Origin of the sequence: Leucobacter sp. Ag1 (assembly GCF_000980875.1) — a bacterium.
Taxonomy (GTDB): Bacteria; Actinomycetota; Actinomycetes; order Actinomycetales; family Microbacteriaceae; genus Leucobacter; species Leucobacter iarius.
Genome location: NZ_LAYO01000104.1, coordinates 70,660 through 86,210, shown reverse-complemented (window position 1 = coordinate 86,210; position 15,551 = coordinate 70,660). Strand labels below are relative to the sequence as shown.

The following is a 15,551-nucleotide window of genomic DNA, read 5'->3' as shown; positions in this document are numbered from 1 at the left end:
TCCGCTACCGACGCAGTCGCACGAGGGTCTCGCGGTCGATCTCGCCGAGCTCCGACTCCGCGATCGCACCGCACTCCAGCCCGCGGACGACGGTGTCTGCGAGCGCTGCCGCCGTGGCCGGCTCGTCCAGATACTCGGTCGGTTCGCCGACTCCGGCGTAGGCGGCGAGCCGGCGCACGGTGACGTCGAGCCCGTCGCGGTAGAACGCGTAGGTCGCGAGGAAACGGGTGGGGAGCTGGCCGGGGTGCAGATCCCAGCCCTGGGAGAATCCGCGCTCGAGCGAGCGCTGCACGAGCCGGGCGTGCAGCCGCCAGCCCGCGTGCACCCGATCGCGGTCGCCGACGGGCAGTACGTTCGTCGAGCCGTCGGACAGCTCGACGCCGGTGCCCGCCGCCGCGACCTGCATCACGGCCTTCGCGTGGTCCGCGGCCGGATGCTCCATCGACTGGTATCGCCCCACGATCCCGCACGAGGCCGAGTAGTCGTAGGTGCCGTAGTGCAAGGCCGTGCACCGGCCTGCCGACGCATGGATCAGGCGGGCGACGAGCGCCGTGCCGTCGGCGGCGAGGATCGACTGCGGCGTCTCGACCTGGATCTCGAAGCGCAGGACGCCCGGTTCGAGGTCGTGCTCGACCTCCAGCGCGCCGAGCACGGTCACGAGCGCGGAGACCTGCTCGACCGCGGTCACCTTGGGCAGCGTCACGACGAAGCGCCGGTCGACGGCGCCGGCCTCCGCGAGGGCCCCGACGAACAGTCCGAGGGTGCGCACGCCGCGGGCACGGGTCGCCGCCTCGAAGCACTTGAAGCGGATCCCGGCGCGCATCGGCTTCGGGCCGTCGCCCGCGAGCAGCGCGGCGAGAGCCGAGGCGGCCGCGATCGCCGCGGCGTCCTCCTCCGCGTCGGGGCGCGGCCCGTAGCCGTCCTCGAAGTCGATCCGCAGGTCCTCGATGGGCTCCGCGGCGAGCTTGCGCCGGACCCGGGGCAGCAGCTCGTCGACGGTCTCGATCGGCAGGCCGACGACCCCGGCGAGGCCCGCCGCATCATCGCCGTTCGCGTCGAGGATCCGGGCCGCTTCGGCGCCCCACTCGGCGACCGTCGACGCCGAGAACCGGTCCGCCGGCACGTAGACGGTGTGGATCGGCTGCCGTTCGGCTCGCCGGCCGGGATACTGCTCGGCGAGCCGTCGGTCGACCGCCGCGAGCTCGCGGTCGAGGTCCTGGGTGAGCCGCGCGATCAACGCCGACTGCTGGTGCATGTTCCGTCCTCGTTTCGTCTCGGATGCGCTCAGCGCACCGCCGGCCCGCTCACCGGCCAACCCGGTGTCGGTTTGGTGCGGTTCGGTGCGGCGTACGCGCCGGCCTTGCTCGTCCGCTTGTCCTGGCGCACGAGGGACTCGCAGAGGGTGACGGCCGCGGCGACGCCGTCGACCACCGGCACCCCGGTGCGCTCCTCGAGCAGGGCGTCGAGCCCGGCGAAGCCGGCGCAGCCCAGCACCAGCACGTCGGCGCCCGCCGCGAGCAGCGGCCGGGCGGCCTCGGCGAGCGCGTCTGCCGTCGCCGCGACGTCGTGGGCCGCGTCGACGACGGGCACGTCCGACGCGCGCACGCCCGCGCAGCGGGAGGCGAGGCCGAGCCCGTCGAGGCTCTGCTCGATGGATCCGATGGTGCTCGACAGCGTGGTCACGACGCCGAAGCGGTGCCCGATGAGCGCGGCGGTGATGGCGGCGGCCTCGGTGATGTCGACGACGGGGACGTCGAGCAGCTGGCGCGCGCCCTCGCGGCCGTGCTCGCCGAAGCCCGCCATGATCACCGCGTCGAAGTGCTCCGGCCAGGTGGACAGGAGGTCGAGTACCGCGGCGGCCGAGATGAAGCTCTCGTAGTACCCCTCCGCGGAGGCGACGCCCCAGCTCGGGGTGGCGCCGACGACCACGGTACCGGGGGCGGCGATGGCCTGAGCGGCAGCCTCGATCTCGCGCGTGACGGACCCTGAGGTGTTGCAGTTGACGGCCAGCAGTTTCATGTCGCTCCTTCGCGAGACGGTTCCGTTTCGAATCGTACCCTAAATGTCAGACGATAAGACGTATGACATATGATCGGTGAGCATTCTCCGCGCGGCTCATCGTGGCGCGCGCGTTCCGACCGATCGAAGGAGATCAGATGACCAGCTATCGCGTGCCGGATACGGCGCTTCCCAGTCAGCGCGCACTGCTCACCGACCGCGCCGTCGTGACCGAGGCGTACACGGTGATCCCGCGCGGAGTGCTGCGTGACATCGTGACGAGCGTGCTCCCCGAGTGGACCGGCACCCGCACCTGGGTGATCAACCGTCCGGTCGCGGGCGGCGCCACCACCTTCGCCCAGTACCTCGTCGAGGTCGCCCCCGGCGGCGGCTCCGAGCAGCCCGAGCCCGAGCCCGAAGTGCAGTCCTTCGTCTTCGTGATGGCCGGCGGCCTGACCGTGCGCTTCGGTGACGAGACCCACGTGCTCGAGCCCGGCGGCTTCGCCTACCTGCCCCCGGGCGCGGACTGGTCGGTCCGCAACGCGGGCGAGGAGCTCGCCTGGTTCAGCTGGATCCGCAAGCACCACGAGCCGCTCGCCGGCCACGAGCCCCGCGCGCGCTTCGGCAACGAGCGCGACATCGAGCCCGATGCGATGCCGGACACGGACGGGACGTGGCGCACGACCCGGATGCTGCCGACCGACGATCTCGCGTACGACATGCACTGCAACGTGGTCACCTTCGAGCCCGGTGCCTCGATCCCGTTCGCGGAGACCCACATCATGGAGCACGGCCTGCTGATGCTCGAGGGCAAGGCCGTCTACCACCTGAACGGGGACTGGGTCGAGGTGGAGGCCGGGGACTACCTGTCGCTCCGAGCCTTCTGCCCGCAGGCCTGCTATGCGGGCGGCCCCGGCCAGTTCCGCTACCTGCTGTACAAGGATGTCAACCGCCAGGTGCGGCTCACCCCGGGCGGCGGCAGGTGAGCCGGGCGGTCGAGCCCGCGACGTCCGCGCCCGTCGCGTCGATCGCGGCGGAGCACACCTGGCTCGGCGACCGCTTCGCCCCGGCCACCGTCCGGATCGCAGGCGGGATCATCGCCGCGGTGGACCCGTTCGACGCGTCCGCGGAGCTCGTGCTCCCGGCGGACGCGATCCTGCTCCCCGCGCTGATCGACAGCCACGTCCACCTGAACGACCCCGGCCGGGTCGAGTGGGAGGGCTTCGAGACCGGGACCGCGGCCGCGGCGGCCGGCGGCATCGGGACCGTCGTCGACATGCCGTTGAACAGCGTGCCCGTCACGACCACCCTCGACGCCATCGCCGCCAAGCGGGCGGCCGCCGAAGGGCGGCTCGCGGTCGACGTCGCGCTCTGGGGCGGAGCCGTGCCCGAGAACCTCGGCGCGCTCGAGCCGCTCATCGGCGGCGGCCTGCGGGGCGTGAAGTGCTTCCTCGCACCGTCCGGGATCGACGAGTTCGGTCACCTCGACGCCGCGCAGCTCGAAGCGGCGCTCTCGGAGCTCGCGGGCTTCGACGGCCTCCTGCTCGTGCATGCGGAGGACGAGGAGTATCTCGGCGACGCCGTCGGCGCCCGCCGTTATGCGGACTTCCTCGCGTCGCGCCCGGCGGCGAGCGAGCGCACCGCGATCCTGCGCCTCATCGAGGCCGCGCGGCGCACGGGCGGTCGCGCCCACATCGTGCACCTCGCCGATGCCGGCGCGCTCGACGCGATCCGTGCGGCGAAGGCCGACGGTGTGCGGCTCACCGTCGAGACCTGCCCGCACTACCTGACCCTCGCCGCCGAGGACATCCCCGATGCTGCGCCCGTGTTCAAGTGCTGCCCGCCGATCCGCGAGCGCGCGAACCAGGATCTGCTCTGGGGCGGCGTGCTCGACGGCACCATCGACGCGATCGTGAGCGACCACTCGCCGTCGACGCCCGAGCTGAAGCGGCAGGGCGACGGCGACTGGGGGCTCGCCTGGGGCGGGATCTCGGGCGTCGAGACGGGCTTCTCGTCGGTCTGGGCGGAGGCCTCGCGACGCGGGGTGGCGCTCGAGGCGATCCTGCCGCTCATGACGACCGGTCCGGCGGGGATCGCCGGCATCGGAGACCGGGGCCGGATCGCGGAGGGGCTGCGGGCCGACTTCGCGGTGGTGCGTCCCGACGAGACCCGCACGCTCGACGCCGAGGAGCTGCACGTGCGCAACCGGATGTCGCCGTGGGACGGGGCCGAGCTCCGGGGCGTCGTCGATGCGACCTACCTCGGCGGCGCACCCGTCTACCGCCGCGGCGAGGGCGTGCTCTCGCGGACCGGGCGGGTGATCTGAGGCGCGGCTTCCGGCACCGAGCCGGGTTCCGCGGCCTTTGCCCGCTCAGGCGAGCGAGAGGAAGAGCTTCTCGAGCTCGGCGACATCGAGCTCGGACTCGCCCTCCGGCGCTTCGAGACACTCGCGCAGCGCGGTCGCGACGATGAGGAAGCCCGCGCGGTCGAGCGCCTTCGAGACCGCGGAGAGCTGCTGCACGACGTCGCGGCAGCTCGCCTCGTCCTCCACCGCCGAGATGACGGCGTCGAGCTGACCGCGGGCCCGGCGCAGGCGGTTCGCGATCTTGCGCTGCGTCTCGGGATCCCCGTGCTCCGTGCTGCTCATCGTGCTCCGTTCGTCGCGTGGGTCGAAAGCGCTTCCCAGGATACCCCATAGGGTATTGTGTCAGAATACCCCCGAGGGTATTCGAGCGAATGGAGTGGACGATGTGCAGACCCACCGCGTGCAAGGTGTGCGGCAAGACGACGTGGGCCGGATGCGGCCAGCACGTGCAGCAGGTGAAGGCGTCGGTGCCGGCGTCCCAGTGGTGCTCGGGGTCCCACTCCCGCGCCGAGATGGACGCCGCCGCAGCGGAGCGGGGCGGGTTCCTCGCCCGACTGTTCGGCCGATGAGCGCGGTGGACGAATCGACCGCGGCGCTCGGGACGCGGGACGCGGGCGACGCGCGACCGCGGCGGATCCTGATCGTGGGCGGCGTCGCCGCCGGGATGAGCGCCGCCGCACGCGCCCGTCGGCTCGACGAGCACGCGGAGATCATCGTGCTGGAGCGCGGCGAGCACGTCTCCTTCGCGAACTGCGGGCTGCCCTACTACGTCAGCGGCGAGATCGCCGACGAGTCGGCGCTGCTCGTGCAGACCCCCGAGTCGTTGCGGGCCGTGCTGAACCTCGACGTGCGTCCGAGGCACGAGGTGATCGGCCTCGACCCGGCCGCGCGCGAGGTCGTCGTGCGCACTCCCGCGGGGGACGAGGTGCTCACCTACGACGAGCTGCTGCTCGCGCCCGGCACGATCGCCGTCCGCCCCGAGATCCCCGGGATCGATTCGGTGCGCGTGGGCACGCTGCGCACGGTGGGCGATGCGGTCGCACTGCGCGAGCTGGTCGAATCGGAATTCCCGGCCGACGGCGTGCGTCGCGCGGTCGTCCTCGGCGCGGGCTTCATCGGTGTGGAAGCGGCCGAGGCGCTGCGCGCGCGGGCCCTGGAAGTCGAGCTGGTGCAGCGGGGACCGCACGTGCTCGCGCCGCTCGAACCCGAGATCGCGGCGCCCGTCGCCGCGGAGCTCGCGCGGATCGGCGTCCGCGTGCGCACGGGAGTCGAGGCGGTCGGGATCGAGCCCGGCGTCGAACGCGACACCGTCCTGCTGTCCGACGGCGCGCGCCTTCCCGCCGACACGATCCTGCTCGCTGCCGGTGCGCGCCCCGACACCGCGGTGTTCGAGGCCGCCGGGATCCTCTGCGAGGACGGCGCGATCGTCGTCGACGAGCGCGGGCGGACCTCCGCCCCGCACGTCTCCGCGGCCGGAGACGCGGTCCGCTCGACCGATCCGGTCACCGGGATCCGCCGCTCGGTGCTGCTCGCGGGCCCCGCGAACCGGGCGGGGCGCCAGATCGCCGATCACCTGCTGCGCCCGGAGCTCGCGCGCCCGATCCCGGCGCCGCTCGGCACCGCGGTGATCCGCGTCGGGTCCCTCACCGCCGCGCTCACCGGCGCCAATCGGCGGGCGCTCGACCGCGCGGGCATCGATTTCGCCACCCTGCACCTGCACCCGAATCAGCACGCCGGCTATTTCCCCGGCGCCGCGCAGATGTCGCTGCTCGTGCACGTCCGTCGCGGCGACGGGCTGGTGCTGGGCGCCCAGGGCGTCGGCCCCGACGGGGTCGACAAACGGATCGACGTGCTCGCCACCGCGATCCGGGCGGGGATGACCGCGGGCGACCTGGTGGACCTCGACCTCGCGTACTCGCCCGTGCACGGCAGTGCGAAGGATCCGGTCAACCTCGCCGGGATGGTCGGGTCGAACGTCGTCGACGGCACGCTCGAGCTCTGGTACGCCGAGCACTGGGCGGAACTCCGCGACGGCGCGCTCGTGCTCGACGTCCGCAGCCCGGGGGAGTTCGCCGCGGGGCACCTGCCGGGTGCGCTGAACGTGCCGCACACCGAGCTGCGTGAGCGGCTCGGCGAGGTCCGGGCGGCGGCCGCCGACCGTCCCGTGCTCGCGCTCTGCGGCTCCGGTGTCCGCTCGCACATCGCCCACCGCCTGCTCGCGCAGGAGGGTTTCGACTCGGCGTCGCTCTCCGGCGGCATGCTCACCGCGCGCGCGGTGCTCGGGGACGCGGTGCTCGTGCGGTCCTAGCTCGGAGCGAGCTCCTCGGCGATCCGCTTCGCCTCGCGCAGCCCGCTCTCGATCGCGCCGTCGACGAAGCCGCCCCAGAGGTTCGCGTTGTCGGTGGTGGCGAAGCGCACGAGCCCGTGCGGTTCGCGCAGCTCCGCCAGATCGCGGGTGAGCTGGCCGGGCCGGTGGGTCATCCAGGTGTTGCGTGACAGGGGATCCTTCATCCAGTCGTGCGCGGCGACCTTGAGCACCTCGAGGTCGCCGCGGAACGCGCCGACGGCGGCCTGTACGTCGGCGACGCTCGTGACGTCGAGCTGGGTGTGGTCGGGGCCGAAGCCGACGAGGATCGAGTACTCGCCCTGCTCGTCGGTGCCGAAGTACTCGCTCTTCAGCACGGACAGCGGGTGGCGCTGGCTCGCGTAGGCGAAGAAGCGCGGCACGGCGCCGCGCACCTTGACCCACACCTTGGTGCCCTGCGACGCGACCGTCTCGTCGGCCGCGCGGTGCCAGACCTCGGGCAGCACCGGTTCGAAGGCGATGCCCCGGATCGCGTTGATGGGCAGCGTCGAGACGACGCGGCGGGCGCGCAGCGTCGCACCGTCCGCGGTCGTGACGGAGACGAGACCGGCGTCGGGATCCTGCGCGACCGATGCGACGGTGGTGCCGAGTCGGATTTCGCCCGGCACGTCCTCGGCGATGAGCCGGGTCCACTCCGACATGCCGCCGACCACGCGGTACGTGGCCGAGGCCTCGTGCATGAGCTGCCAGCGCCCGCCCGTCGCGGCCACCCAGCGCATCGCGCTCGATAGGCCGACCTGGTCGAGCCGGGCGTTCACGTGCCCCACCCACACCGACTCGTTCGCGCTGCGCGCCTCGGGATCGAGGCCGAGCGCGTCGAAGCGATCCTGGATCGAGAGCGCGTCGAGCTCCCGGATCCCGCCGACCGTCGGCTCCACGCCGCGCGGGATCGCCGATCGCACGTCGTCGATGAGCTGCTGCTGGCCCGCGTCGATCACAGCCATGAACTCGGCGAGCGACCCGCGTCGGGGCGCGTCACCCGCTCCGAGCCAGAAGGCCTCCTCGACGGCGGGGCTGCGCACGATGTCCCGCTGGTACCGGGTCATCTCGGCCCAGGTGTGCGGCTGCACCCAGTGCACCCACGTGCCGCCGAGCTCGAGGTCGTGGCCCATGCGACGGTCGGTCCAGGTGCGGCCGCCGACGCGGTCGCGCGCCTCGAGCACGATCACGTCGAGCCCGGCCCGGCCGAGCTCGCGCGCGGCGACGAGGCCGGCGAAGCCGGCGCCGATCACGACGACGTCGGCGTCGACCTCGGGGGCGCCGGTGCCGTCGACGGTCATGCTCCGGCCCCCGATCCGGCCGATCCCGAACCCGCCGCGAACTCGCGTTCGAGCGCGGCGACGGCGCGATAGCCCGAGGCGACGGCACCCGAGAGCGACTGCGCGAGCCCGGTGTGCTCGCCCGCGATCGCGACCCGACCGGCGCTGCGCTCGAACGCGGTCGCATCGTCCGCGTGCCAGTCGAGGCTCGGGGCGCTGTAGGAGCCGCGGGCCCACGGGTCGTCGGCCCAGGTGGTCAGCAGGGGGTCGCCGTCGATGGCGAGCTCCGGCCGCATCTCGCGCAGCGCGCGCACCCAACCCTCAGGCCCGTCGGTCACGCCGAGCGCACCGAGGGCCGCCGGGCCGCCCGCGAAGCAGGAGAGCGCGGGGATCCGGTGCTCGCCGTCGACCGAGAGGGACCGCCACGACCACCAGGTGTGGTCGGGGTTCTGCAGCGCGATGTCGTCGTCGACGCGGCTGAACGGCACGCCGAGCTTGGCGGCGACGCCCATGAAGCGGTGGCCGAGCGCTCGTTGCTGCGCCTCGGACAGCTCGAAGCCGAGCTCGAGGTCGCGCAGCACCGGCAGCGGCACCGACAGCACGGCCGCGTCGGCGTCGAGCCGGGTGCCGTCGCGCAGTTCGACCTGCACGCCCGTCGCCGACTGATCGATGCGCGCGATCGGGTGCTCCAGGCGGACCCGGTCGCCGAGGCGTCGCGCGATCTCGATCGAGAGCGACTGGTTGCCGCCGACGAAGCGGCCGCCGTCCTCGACGTAGCCGCCCTCGGTCGCCGACTCGTGCAGCAGCACCGCCTCGGCGCTGACCAGGTTCGGGTCGGCCGCGGCCGAGGTGGTCGTGCGCCGGTACACCGGATCCAGCCGGTAGTCCGCGCCGAGCGCCTCGGCGAAGGCCGCCTCGAGCGACACGTTCCGCGCACCGTCCGCGATCATCCGCGCGAGGGTCTCGCGGACCCGGTCGCCAGTCGCTCCGAGCTCCTCGAACGAGATCACGCGCCCGTTCACCGTGCGCCGGCCGTAGCGCACGTTGTGCGACATGATCGGCACGCCGAGTTCGGCCGACAGGCGGCGGATCGGGAACTCCGTCGGGAAGATGTACTCGCCGCCGCGCTCGGTCACCTGGCCGTTGCCGAGCCGTTGCGACCAGGTGCGGCCGCCCACCCGGTCCCGTGCCTCGAGCACGGTGACCTCGTGCCCGGACTTGCTGAGCTCCCAAGCCGCAGTGAGGCCCGACAGGCCGGCTCCGACGACGATGATCCGCACGTGATTCTCCCTTGAACGAACGCGAGCGATTCGTTCATCGTAGGGGGAGCGGGCTCGCCGCCGGAAGGGGCGAGCCCGCTGGGGCCGCGCTAGGCCTCGATGTCGATGTTCTTCGTCTCGGGCGTCAGGATGAGCGAGACGAGGGTGAGCACCGCGGCTCCCGTGAGGTACAGGCCGACGAGCACCGGGCTGCCGTCGGCGAGCCCCCACAGCCACACCGCGACGAGCGGCGCCAGTGCGGCACCCAGGATCGACGACACGTTGTAGGCGATCGCCGAGCCCGTGTAGCGCACGTTGGTCGGGAACATCTCGGGCAGGAACGCGCCCATGGGGCCGAAGGTGAGGCCCATCAGGGTGAAGCCGAGCGCCAGGAAGAAGATCACGGTCGCGGTGCCTCCGCCGAGCAGCGGCACGAAGGTGAAGCCGAACAGCGCGATCGCGGCGGTCACCCAGATCAGGGTGCGGCGGCGACCGTAGCGGTCGGCCAGCGGTCCCGAGACGAGCGTGAAGATGCCGAAGAAGATCACGCCGAACACGAGCATCAGGATGAAGTCGTTGTACGAGTAGCCGAGGCCCGGCACGTACGACGCCGCATCGAACGGGGTGCCGGCCTTCTCGGCGGCGGCCTTCGCGGCGTCGCGGCCGGGGCGGGTGCCCAGCGTCAGCGTGAACGAGGTCATCAGGTAGAACAGCACGTAGGTGGCGAGCATCGCGAAGGTGCCGAGGATCAGTGCCTTCCAGTGCCGGGTGAACGCCTCCGCGAGCGGCATGCGCTTCACCTGACCGGTCTCGCGGGTGCGCTCGAACGCGTTCGACTCGACGAGGCGCAGGCGGACCCAGAGGCCGACGATCACCATGAGCGCCGAGAACAGGAACGGCACGCGCCAGCCCCACTGCAGGAACGCCTCGGAGGCGATGCCCGGCTTATCGGGATCGGCGAGTCCGAGGTTGATGGCGTAGAACAGCATGTTCGCGATGATGAAGCCGATGGGCGCGCCGAGCTGCGGGAAGGTGCCGTACCAGGCGCGCTTGCCCTCGGGCGCGTTCTCGGTGGCGACGAGCGCCGCCCCGGACCACTCGCCGCCGAGGGCGAAGCCCTGGGCGAGACGGAGGATCAGCAGCAGGACCGCCGCCCACACGCCGATGTTCTCGTGGGTCGGCAGCAGGCCGATCAGGAACGTGGCGATGCCCATGGTCAGGAGCGAGGCGACGAGCGTGGTCTTGCGCCCGAGCCGGTCGCCGAGGTGACCGAAGACGACCGCGCCGATGGGGCGGGCGAGCATCGCGGCGCCGAACGTCGCGAAGGAGGCGACGAGCGCGGTCGTCTCGTTTCCGGTGGGGAAGAAGAGCACCGGGAAGACGAGCACGGCCGCGGTCGCGTAGACGTAGAAGTCGTAGAACTCGATGGTGGTGCCGATGAGGCTGGCGAGGATCACCTGCGCCGGCTTGTTGCGGGGCTGCGACGACGCGGTCGCGGAGGCTGCTGGGGGATTCGTGGCTGACACGGAACGGCTTTCACTGAGGGACGGGACGGACGGTGCACGGACTGTGCAACCGAGCCGTGGGTGTGCTCAGTGCGCAACTTCGGGCCGATCCCGCTTGTGGCGGGACCCCGAACAGCCTACGCCCGTCCGTTTCGAGCGCTTGCGCTTCGGGCGAGTCGACTGTACGGTGAACGAAACATCACTGAACACAGTGTTCAGTGAGATGGCGATCCGGGTTCAGTCCAGCGGTCGCGGAGCTGAACGGTTCGAAGGAGAACCATGACGGATCACGAAGACGACCTCGGACCGAGAGTCGCATCCTTCCGCGAGCTGCGGGGCATGAGCCTGCGCGCGCTCGCCGCCGCGGCGGGCGTGAGCACCAGCTTCCTGAGCCAGCTCGAGAACGGGCGCACCAACGCGAGCGTCGCCTCGCTGCGCAAGATCGCCGGCGCGCTCGGCGTCTCGCCCGCCGAGCTGCTCGACGAGCGCGCCGCCCACACGCGCGGCGTGCTCCGCGCGGCTCGCCGTCCCCGGCTCGAGGGCGCGCTCGGCGTCGAGAAGTTCGTGCTCTCGCTGCCGCCGCTGCGCAACCTCGAGGTCTACGCGGGAGAGTTCGCCCCCGGCGCGAGCACGGGGGCGCACCCCTACACGCACGGCAACGCGCAGGAGATGTTCGTCGTCATCGAGGGCACCGTCGTGTTCGAGCTCGGCGGTGAGCGCTTCGAGATGTCGCGCGACGATTCGATCGAGTTCCTGAGCTCGGTGCCGCACCGCATCGTGAACGAGTCCGAGGCCGAGGCCCGGGTCATCTGGATCAACAGCCCGCCGACGCCCGATGAGGCGCACGGCGCATAACCCGACCGCGCCCGCGAGGGCCGGCCGACCACCCCTGATCATCAACGGAGAGGATCACACCATGTCATCACCCAAGCGGATGCGACGCGCGGTCGCGTCGTCCCTCGCGCTGCTCGGCGCGGGCGCACTGCTCGTCGGCTGCGCCTCGGGCGGAACCGCGCCCAAGGCCGACCTCGGCAGCGGGCCCGCCAAGGCCGGAACGGTCAAGGAGGGCGCACTGCAGGGCTCGACCGTGACCTTCGTCTCGTGGGGCGGCGTGTTCCAGAAGGGGCAGATGGACGCGGCGGGCAAGCCCTTCGCGAAGGCCTCGGGCGCCACCGTGCTCGAGGACGGCCCCACCGAGTACGCGAAGGTGAAGGCGCAGGTCGACAACAACGCGGTCACGTGGGACGTCGTCGACACCGACATCATCTGGGCGCAGAAGCAGTGCGGCGACAAAGGCCTGCTGATGCCGATCGACAAGAAGATCATCGACACCTCGAAGGTGCCCGACGGGCTCGTCGGCGACTGCTACGTGCCCGCCATGCAGTACGGCTACGTGATCCTCTACAACGCGAAGAAGTACCCCACCGCGCCGACCGGGTGGAAGGACTTCTTCGACACCCAGAAGTTCCCGGGCAAGCGCGCCATCGCCGGCTTCGAGGACGTGGGCCCCGGCATCTACGAGGGCGCCCTGCTCGCCGACGGCGTCGCCCCCGACAAGCTCTACCCGCTCGACATGGATCGCGCGTACAAGAGCATCGACGGGATCCGCAGCAGCCTCATCTACTGGAAGACGGGCGCGGAGTCGCAGCAGATGATCGAGTCGGGCGAGGCCGACATGGCGCTCGTCTGGTCGGGCCGCGGCTACGCCGCAGTGAAGAACGGCGCCGACTACAAGCCGATCTGGAACCAGGCGCTGCAGATCACCGAGGCGCTCGGCGTGCCGAAGAACGCGAAGAACCCGGACGCCGCGTTCGCGTTCATCAACTACTACCTCGGCAAGGAGCAGCAGGAGAAGCTGACCGAGCTCACCTCGTACTCGCCGGTCAACACCGAGGCGGAGCCGAAGCTCGACGCGCTCGGCAAGGAGTACCTGACCACGGCGCCCGAGATCGCGAAGCAGATGGTCCCGACCGACGCGAAGTGGTGGGCCGAGAACTACGACTCCGAGCTCGAGCGCTGGACGAAGTGGCTGCAGGGCTGATCGGTTCATCGTGACGACCACGAACATCCCGGTGGTGCGCGCCGCGAACACCTCGCGGCGCGCACCGGTCCGGGCGCTCCTGCTCCTGCTGCCGGCGTACGCGCTGCTGCTCGGCGTCTTCGCCTACCCCGTGTTCGAGAGCATGTGGCGCAGCGTCAGCGACCCGCAGCCCGGCCTCGACAACTACGTCTGGGCCTTCGAGAACTCCCAGAACATCGGGATCCTGCTGCGCACCTTCGGCAACGCCGCGCTGGCGACCGTCATCTGCCTGCTGCTCGCGTACCCGTACGCCTTCCTCATGACCGTGGTGGGCCCTCGCGCACGCGCCTGGCTCGTGGTGATCGCGCTGATCCCGTTCTGGACCTCGCTCATGATCCGCACCTTCGCGTGGATCGTGCTGCTGCAGGACTCCGGCGTGGTGAACAGCTTCCTCGAACTGCTGAACCTCGGCCCGGTCAAGCTGCTGCGCAGCAACACCGGCGTGCTCATCGGCCTCAGCCAGGTGCTCATGCCGTTCATGGTGCTGCCGCTCTACGCGGTGATGAGCGGGATCGACGGCCGGCTCGTGACCGCGGCCCGCTCGCTCGGCGCCCGGCCGTCGGTGGCCTTCTTCCGGGTGTTCCTGCCGCTGTCGCTCCCCGGCATCGCCGCGGGCGCGCTGATGGTGTTCATCCAGGCGCTCGGCTTCTACGTCACACCCGCGCTGCTGGGCTCGCCATCCGACAGCATGCTCGCCCAGGCGATCTACGCGCAGGTGAGCAGCCTGCTCCAGTGGGGCCGCGGCGGTGCGCTCGGCGTGATCCTGCTCGTATCGACCTTCGTGCTGCTCGGCCTCGTCGGCCTGGTGGCGCGCGGGGCGAAGAAGCGCGGCCTCGCGGTGGAGGTGTTCTCATGATCCGTGTCACTCCGCTCACGCGCGGGATCCTGTGGGCGTTCAGCATCCTCGTCGCGGTCTGGCTGATCGCGCCGACCCTCGTGGTGATCCCACTGAGCTTCACCGGGAAGGCATCGTTCGTGTTCCCGCCCGAGAGCTGGTCGCTGCGCTGGTACGAGTCGTTCTTCTCGAACCCGGCGTGGACCTCGGCGCTCGGCAACTCGCTGCTGATCGGCCTGCTGGTCGCGCTGCTCGCGACCGTGCTCGGCCTGCTCGCCGCGCTCGGCCTGCGGGCGCTCACCAGCAAGCGGGCGTCGTCGACGCTGCGGATCGGGCTGCTGGCACCCATGGTGGTGCCGGGCATCGTCGTGGCGATCGGCCTCTACTCCGTGTTCCTGAAGCTCGGCCTCGTCGGCACGCTCGTCGGCTTCGTGCTCGCGCACACGGTGCTCGCGCTGCCGTTCACGGTCATCGCGATCACGGCGGGCTTCGCCGGCTTCGACGACCGGCTCGAGCTCGCGGCGCTGAGCCTCGGCGCGAGCCGGCTCAAGACCTTCTTCTCGGTGACGCTGCCGAACATCATCCCCGGACTCGTCTCGGGCGCGCTGTTCGCGTTCGTCACCTCGTTCGACGAGGTCATGCTGTCCCTCTTCATCAAGAGCCCCTACCTCAACACCCTCCCCGTCCTCATGTACGCGAGCGTGACTCGCGACACCGATCCGACGCTCGCGGCCGCCGCGACCGTCATCCTCGTGCTCATCACGACGCTCGTCATCGTGGCGCTCGTGCTCACCGGAAGGAAGAACCGTGGCCGAAGGGCGTAACCAGACCGGTGCCGAGATCCTGCTCGCGGGCGTCTCGAAGCACTACCCGAAATCGATCGCGCTCGACGACGTCTCGTTGCAGGTGGAGCCGGGCGAGTTCATGACCTTCCTCGGGCCGTCGGGCTCGGGCAAGACCACGACGCTCAACCTGATCGCCGGGTTCACCGACCTCACCGCTGGGTACGTCGAGATCGACGGCAAGCGCATGGACGACGTGCCGGTGCACAAGCGCGACCTGGGCATCGTGTTCCAGCACTACGCGCTGTTCCCGCACCTCAGCGTGCTCGACAACGTCACCTTCCCGCTGCGGCAGCGCAAGGTGGCGAAGCAGGAGGCCGAGGCCCGGGCGCGTGCGGCGCTGCTCACCGCCGGGCTCTCCGGCTACGAGGATCGCGCGCCGAAGGAGCTCTCGGGCGGGCAGCAGCAGCGCGTCGCCCTGGCGCGGGCGCTGGTGTTCGAGCCGAAGGTGCTGCTGCTCGACGAGCCGCTCGGCGCGCTCGATAAGCAGCTGCGCGAGCGGCTGCAGCTCGAGCTGCGGCGCGTGCACCGCGAGGTCGGCCGCACCTTCGTGTTCGTGACCCACGACCAGGAGGAGGCGCTCACGCTGTCCGACCGCATCGCGGTGTTCAACAACGGACGGATCGAGCAGGTCGGCACCTCGAAGCAGCTCTACGAGACCCCGGCGTCGCTGTTCGTCGCGGGCTTCATCGGCGAGTCGACCAAGGTGCTGAGCGACGACGGCCGCACGATCACCGTCGTCCGTCCCGAGCACGGGGAGCTCTTCTCCCGCGACACCGAGGTCGGCGCTGGGCGCCCCGCGATCCCCGTCTCGATCCGCCAGGCGATCTACCTCGGTTCCGGCTGGAAGTACGAGGTCGTGCTGCCCGACGGCTCGACCGGCGTCGTCCGCGGTCCGCGCGCGCTCGACTGGCTCTCGGGCGACGAGCAGTCGGCCTGGCTCAGCTGGGACCCCGCGCGCGCCTCGGTGTTCGACGCCGAACCCGGCGCGACGGCGGACGCCGTCGCCGCCTAATCCACCCACCCCTCACCACATCTCGCAA

At 71.4% G+C, this 15,551-nt stretch carries 14 protein-coding genes and 1 pseudogene; 9 read left to right on the top strand and 6 right to left on the bottom strand.

Annotated elements, in window-relative coordinates:
* Positions 1-4: 4 nt before the first annotated feature.
* Together XM48_RS12220 and XM48_RS12215 are read right to left on the bottom strand one after the other, a co-directional pair.
* Entirely contained in the window at positions 5-1,255 is a 1,251-nt protein-coding gene (locus XM48_RS12220) for an aldolase (RefSeq protein WP_046456100.1), read from the bottom strand.
* A gap of 29 nt (positions 1,256-1,284) precedes the next feature.
* Positions 1,285-2,019, bottom strand: a complete 735-nt coding sequence (locus XM48_RS12215) for an aspartate/glutamate racemase family protein (protein WP_046456099.1) — start codon at positions 2,017-2,019, stop codon at positions 1,285-1,287.
* Between the two features lie 137 nt (positions 2,020-2,156).
* On the opposite strand from XM48_RS12215, the gene XM48_RS12210 reads away from it, so the two are divergent.
* Positions 2,157-2,984 (top strand): bifunctional allantoicase/(S)-ureidoglycine aminohydrolase, encoded by an 828-nt coding sequence (locus XM48_RS12210; RefSeq protein ID WP_046456126.1) that lies wholly within the window; start codon positions 2,157-2,159, stop codon positions 2,982-2,984.
* Positions 2,981-4,324, top strand: a complete 1,344-nt coding sequence (gene allB, locus XM48_RS12205; RefSeq protein WP_084821160.1) for an allantoinase AllB — start codon at positions 2,981-2,983, stop codon at positions 4,322-4,324. The genes XM48_RS12210 and allB overlap by 4 nt, the downstream gene beginning before the upstream one ends.
* 45 nt (positions 4,325-4,369) lie before the next feature.
* Here the strand turns inward: allB and XM48_RS12200 are convergent, their stop codons facing one another.
* Entirely contained in the window at positions 4,370-4,645 is a 276-nt protein-coding gene (locus XM48_RS12200; protein WP_046456098.1) for a metal-sensitive transcriptional regulator, read from the bottom strand.
* A 101-nt stretch (positions 4,646-4,746) separates the two neighbouring features.
* Here XM48_RS12200 and XM48_RS12195 point away from each other — a divergent pair, with 101 nt between their 5' ends.
* Together XM48_RS12195 and XM48_RS12190 are read left to right on the top strand one after the other, a co-directional pair.
* Positions 4,747-4,932, top strand: coding sequence for a hypothetical protein (locus XM48_RS12195; protein WP_046456124.1), 186 nt, complete (start codon positions 4,747-4,749; stop codon positions 4,930-4,932).
* A complete protein-coding gene (locus tag XM48_RS12190; RefSeq protein ID WP_084821159.1) occupies positions 4,929-6,671 on the top strand; it encodes an FAD-dependent oxidoreductase in 1,743 nt (580 codons plus the stop codon). The genes XM48_RS12195 and XM48_RS12190 overlap by 4 nt, the downstream gene beginning before the upstream one ends.
* Here the strand turns inward: XM48_RS12190 and XM48_RS12185 are convergent.
* The 3 genes and pseudogenes from XM48_RS12185 to XM48_RS12175 form a co-directional block, all read right to left on the bottom strand.
* The gene (locus tag XM48_RS12185; RefSeq protein WP_046456097.1) at positions 6,668-8,008 is read right to left on the bottom strand and encodes an NAD(P)/FAD-dependent oxidoreductase; all 1,341 of its coding nucleotides are present in this window, start codon (positions 8,006-8,008) and stop codon (positions 6,668-6,670) included. The two genes, XM48_RS12190 and XM48_RS12185, sit on opposite strands and share 4 nt — an antisense overlap.
* A pseudogene (locus tag XM48_RS12180) lies at positions 8,005-9,321 on the bottom strand (flavin monoamine oxidase family protein); the annotation flags it as partial. The pseudogene XM48_RS12180 and the gene XM48_RS12185, both read right to left, overlap by 4 nt.
* Positions 9,322-9,356: 35 nt before the next feature.
* Positions 9,357-10,772 carry an MFS transporter gene (locus tag XM48_RS12175; RefSeq protein WP_046456095.1) on the bottom strand — a complete coding sequence of 472 codons (1,416 nt, stop codon included), beginning with the start codon at positions 10,770-10,772 and terminating at the stop codon, positions 9,357-9,359.
* A gap of 258 nt (positions 10,773-11,030) precedes the next feature.
* On the opposite strand from XM48_RS12175, the gene XM48_RS12170 reads away from it, so the two are divergent.
* The 5 genes from XM48_RS12170 (at position 11,031) to XM48_RS12150 (ending at position 15,523) form a co-directional block, all read left to right on the top strand.
* Complete coding sequence (locus tag XM48_RS12170) at positions 11,031-11,606, top strand: cupin domain-containing protein (protein WP_046456094.1); 576 nt, start codon at positions 11,031-11,033, stop codon at positions 11,604-11,606.
* Between the two features lie 61 nt (positions 11,607-11,667).
* Complete coding sequence (locus XM48_RS12165) at positions 11,668-12,792, top strand: ABC transporter substrate-binding protein (protein WP_046456093.1); 1,125 nt, start codon at positions 11,668-11,670, stop codon at positions 12,790-12,792.
* Positions 12,793-12,802: 10 nt separating this feature from the next.
* Positions 12,803-13,687, top strand: coding sequence for an ABC transporter permease (locus XM48_RS12160; protein ID WP_052961492.1), 885 nt, complete (start codon positions 12,803-12,805; stop codon positions 13,685-13,687).
* Complete coding sequence (locus XM48_RS12155; RefSeq protein ID WP_084821157.1) at positions 13,684-14,490, top strand: ABC transporter permease; 807 nt, start codon at positions 13,684-13,686, stop codon at positions 14,488-14,490. The genes XM48_RS12160 and XM48_RS12155 overlap by 4 nt, the downstream gene beginning before the upstream one ends.
* Positions 14,474-15,523, top strand: coding sequence for an ABC transporter ATP-binding protein (locus XM48_RS12150; protein WP_046456092.1), 1,050 nt, complete (start codon positions 14,474-14,476; stop codon positions 15,521-15,523). Before XM48_RS12155 ends, XM48_RS12150 begins: the two co-directional genes overlap by 17 nt.
* The last annotated feature ends 28 nt before the right edge of the window (positions 15,524-15,551 follow it).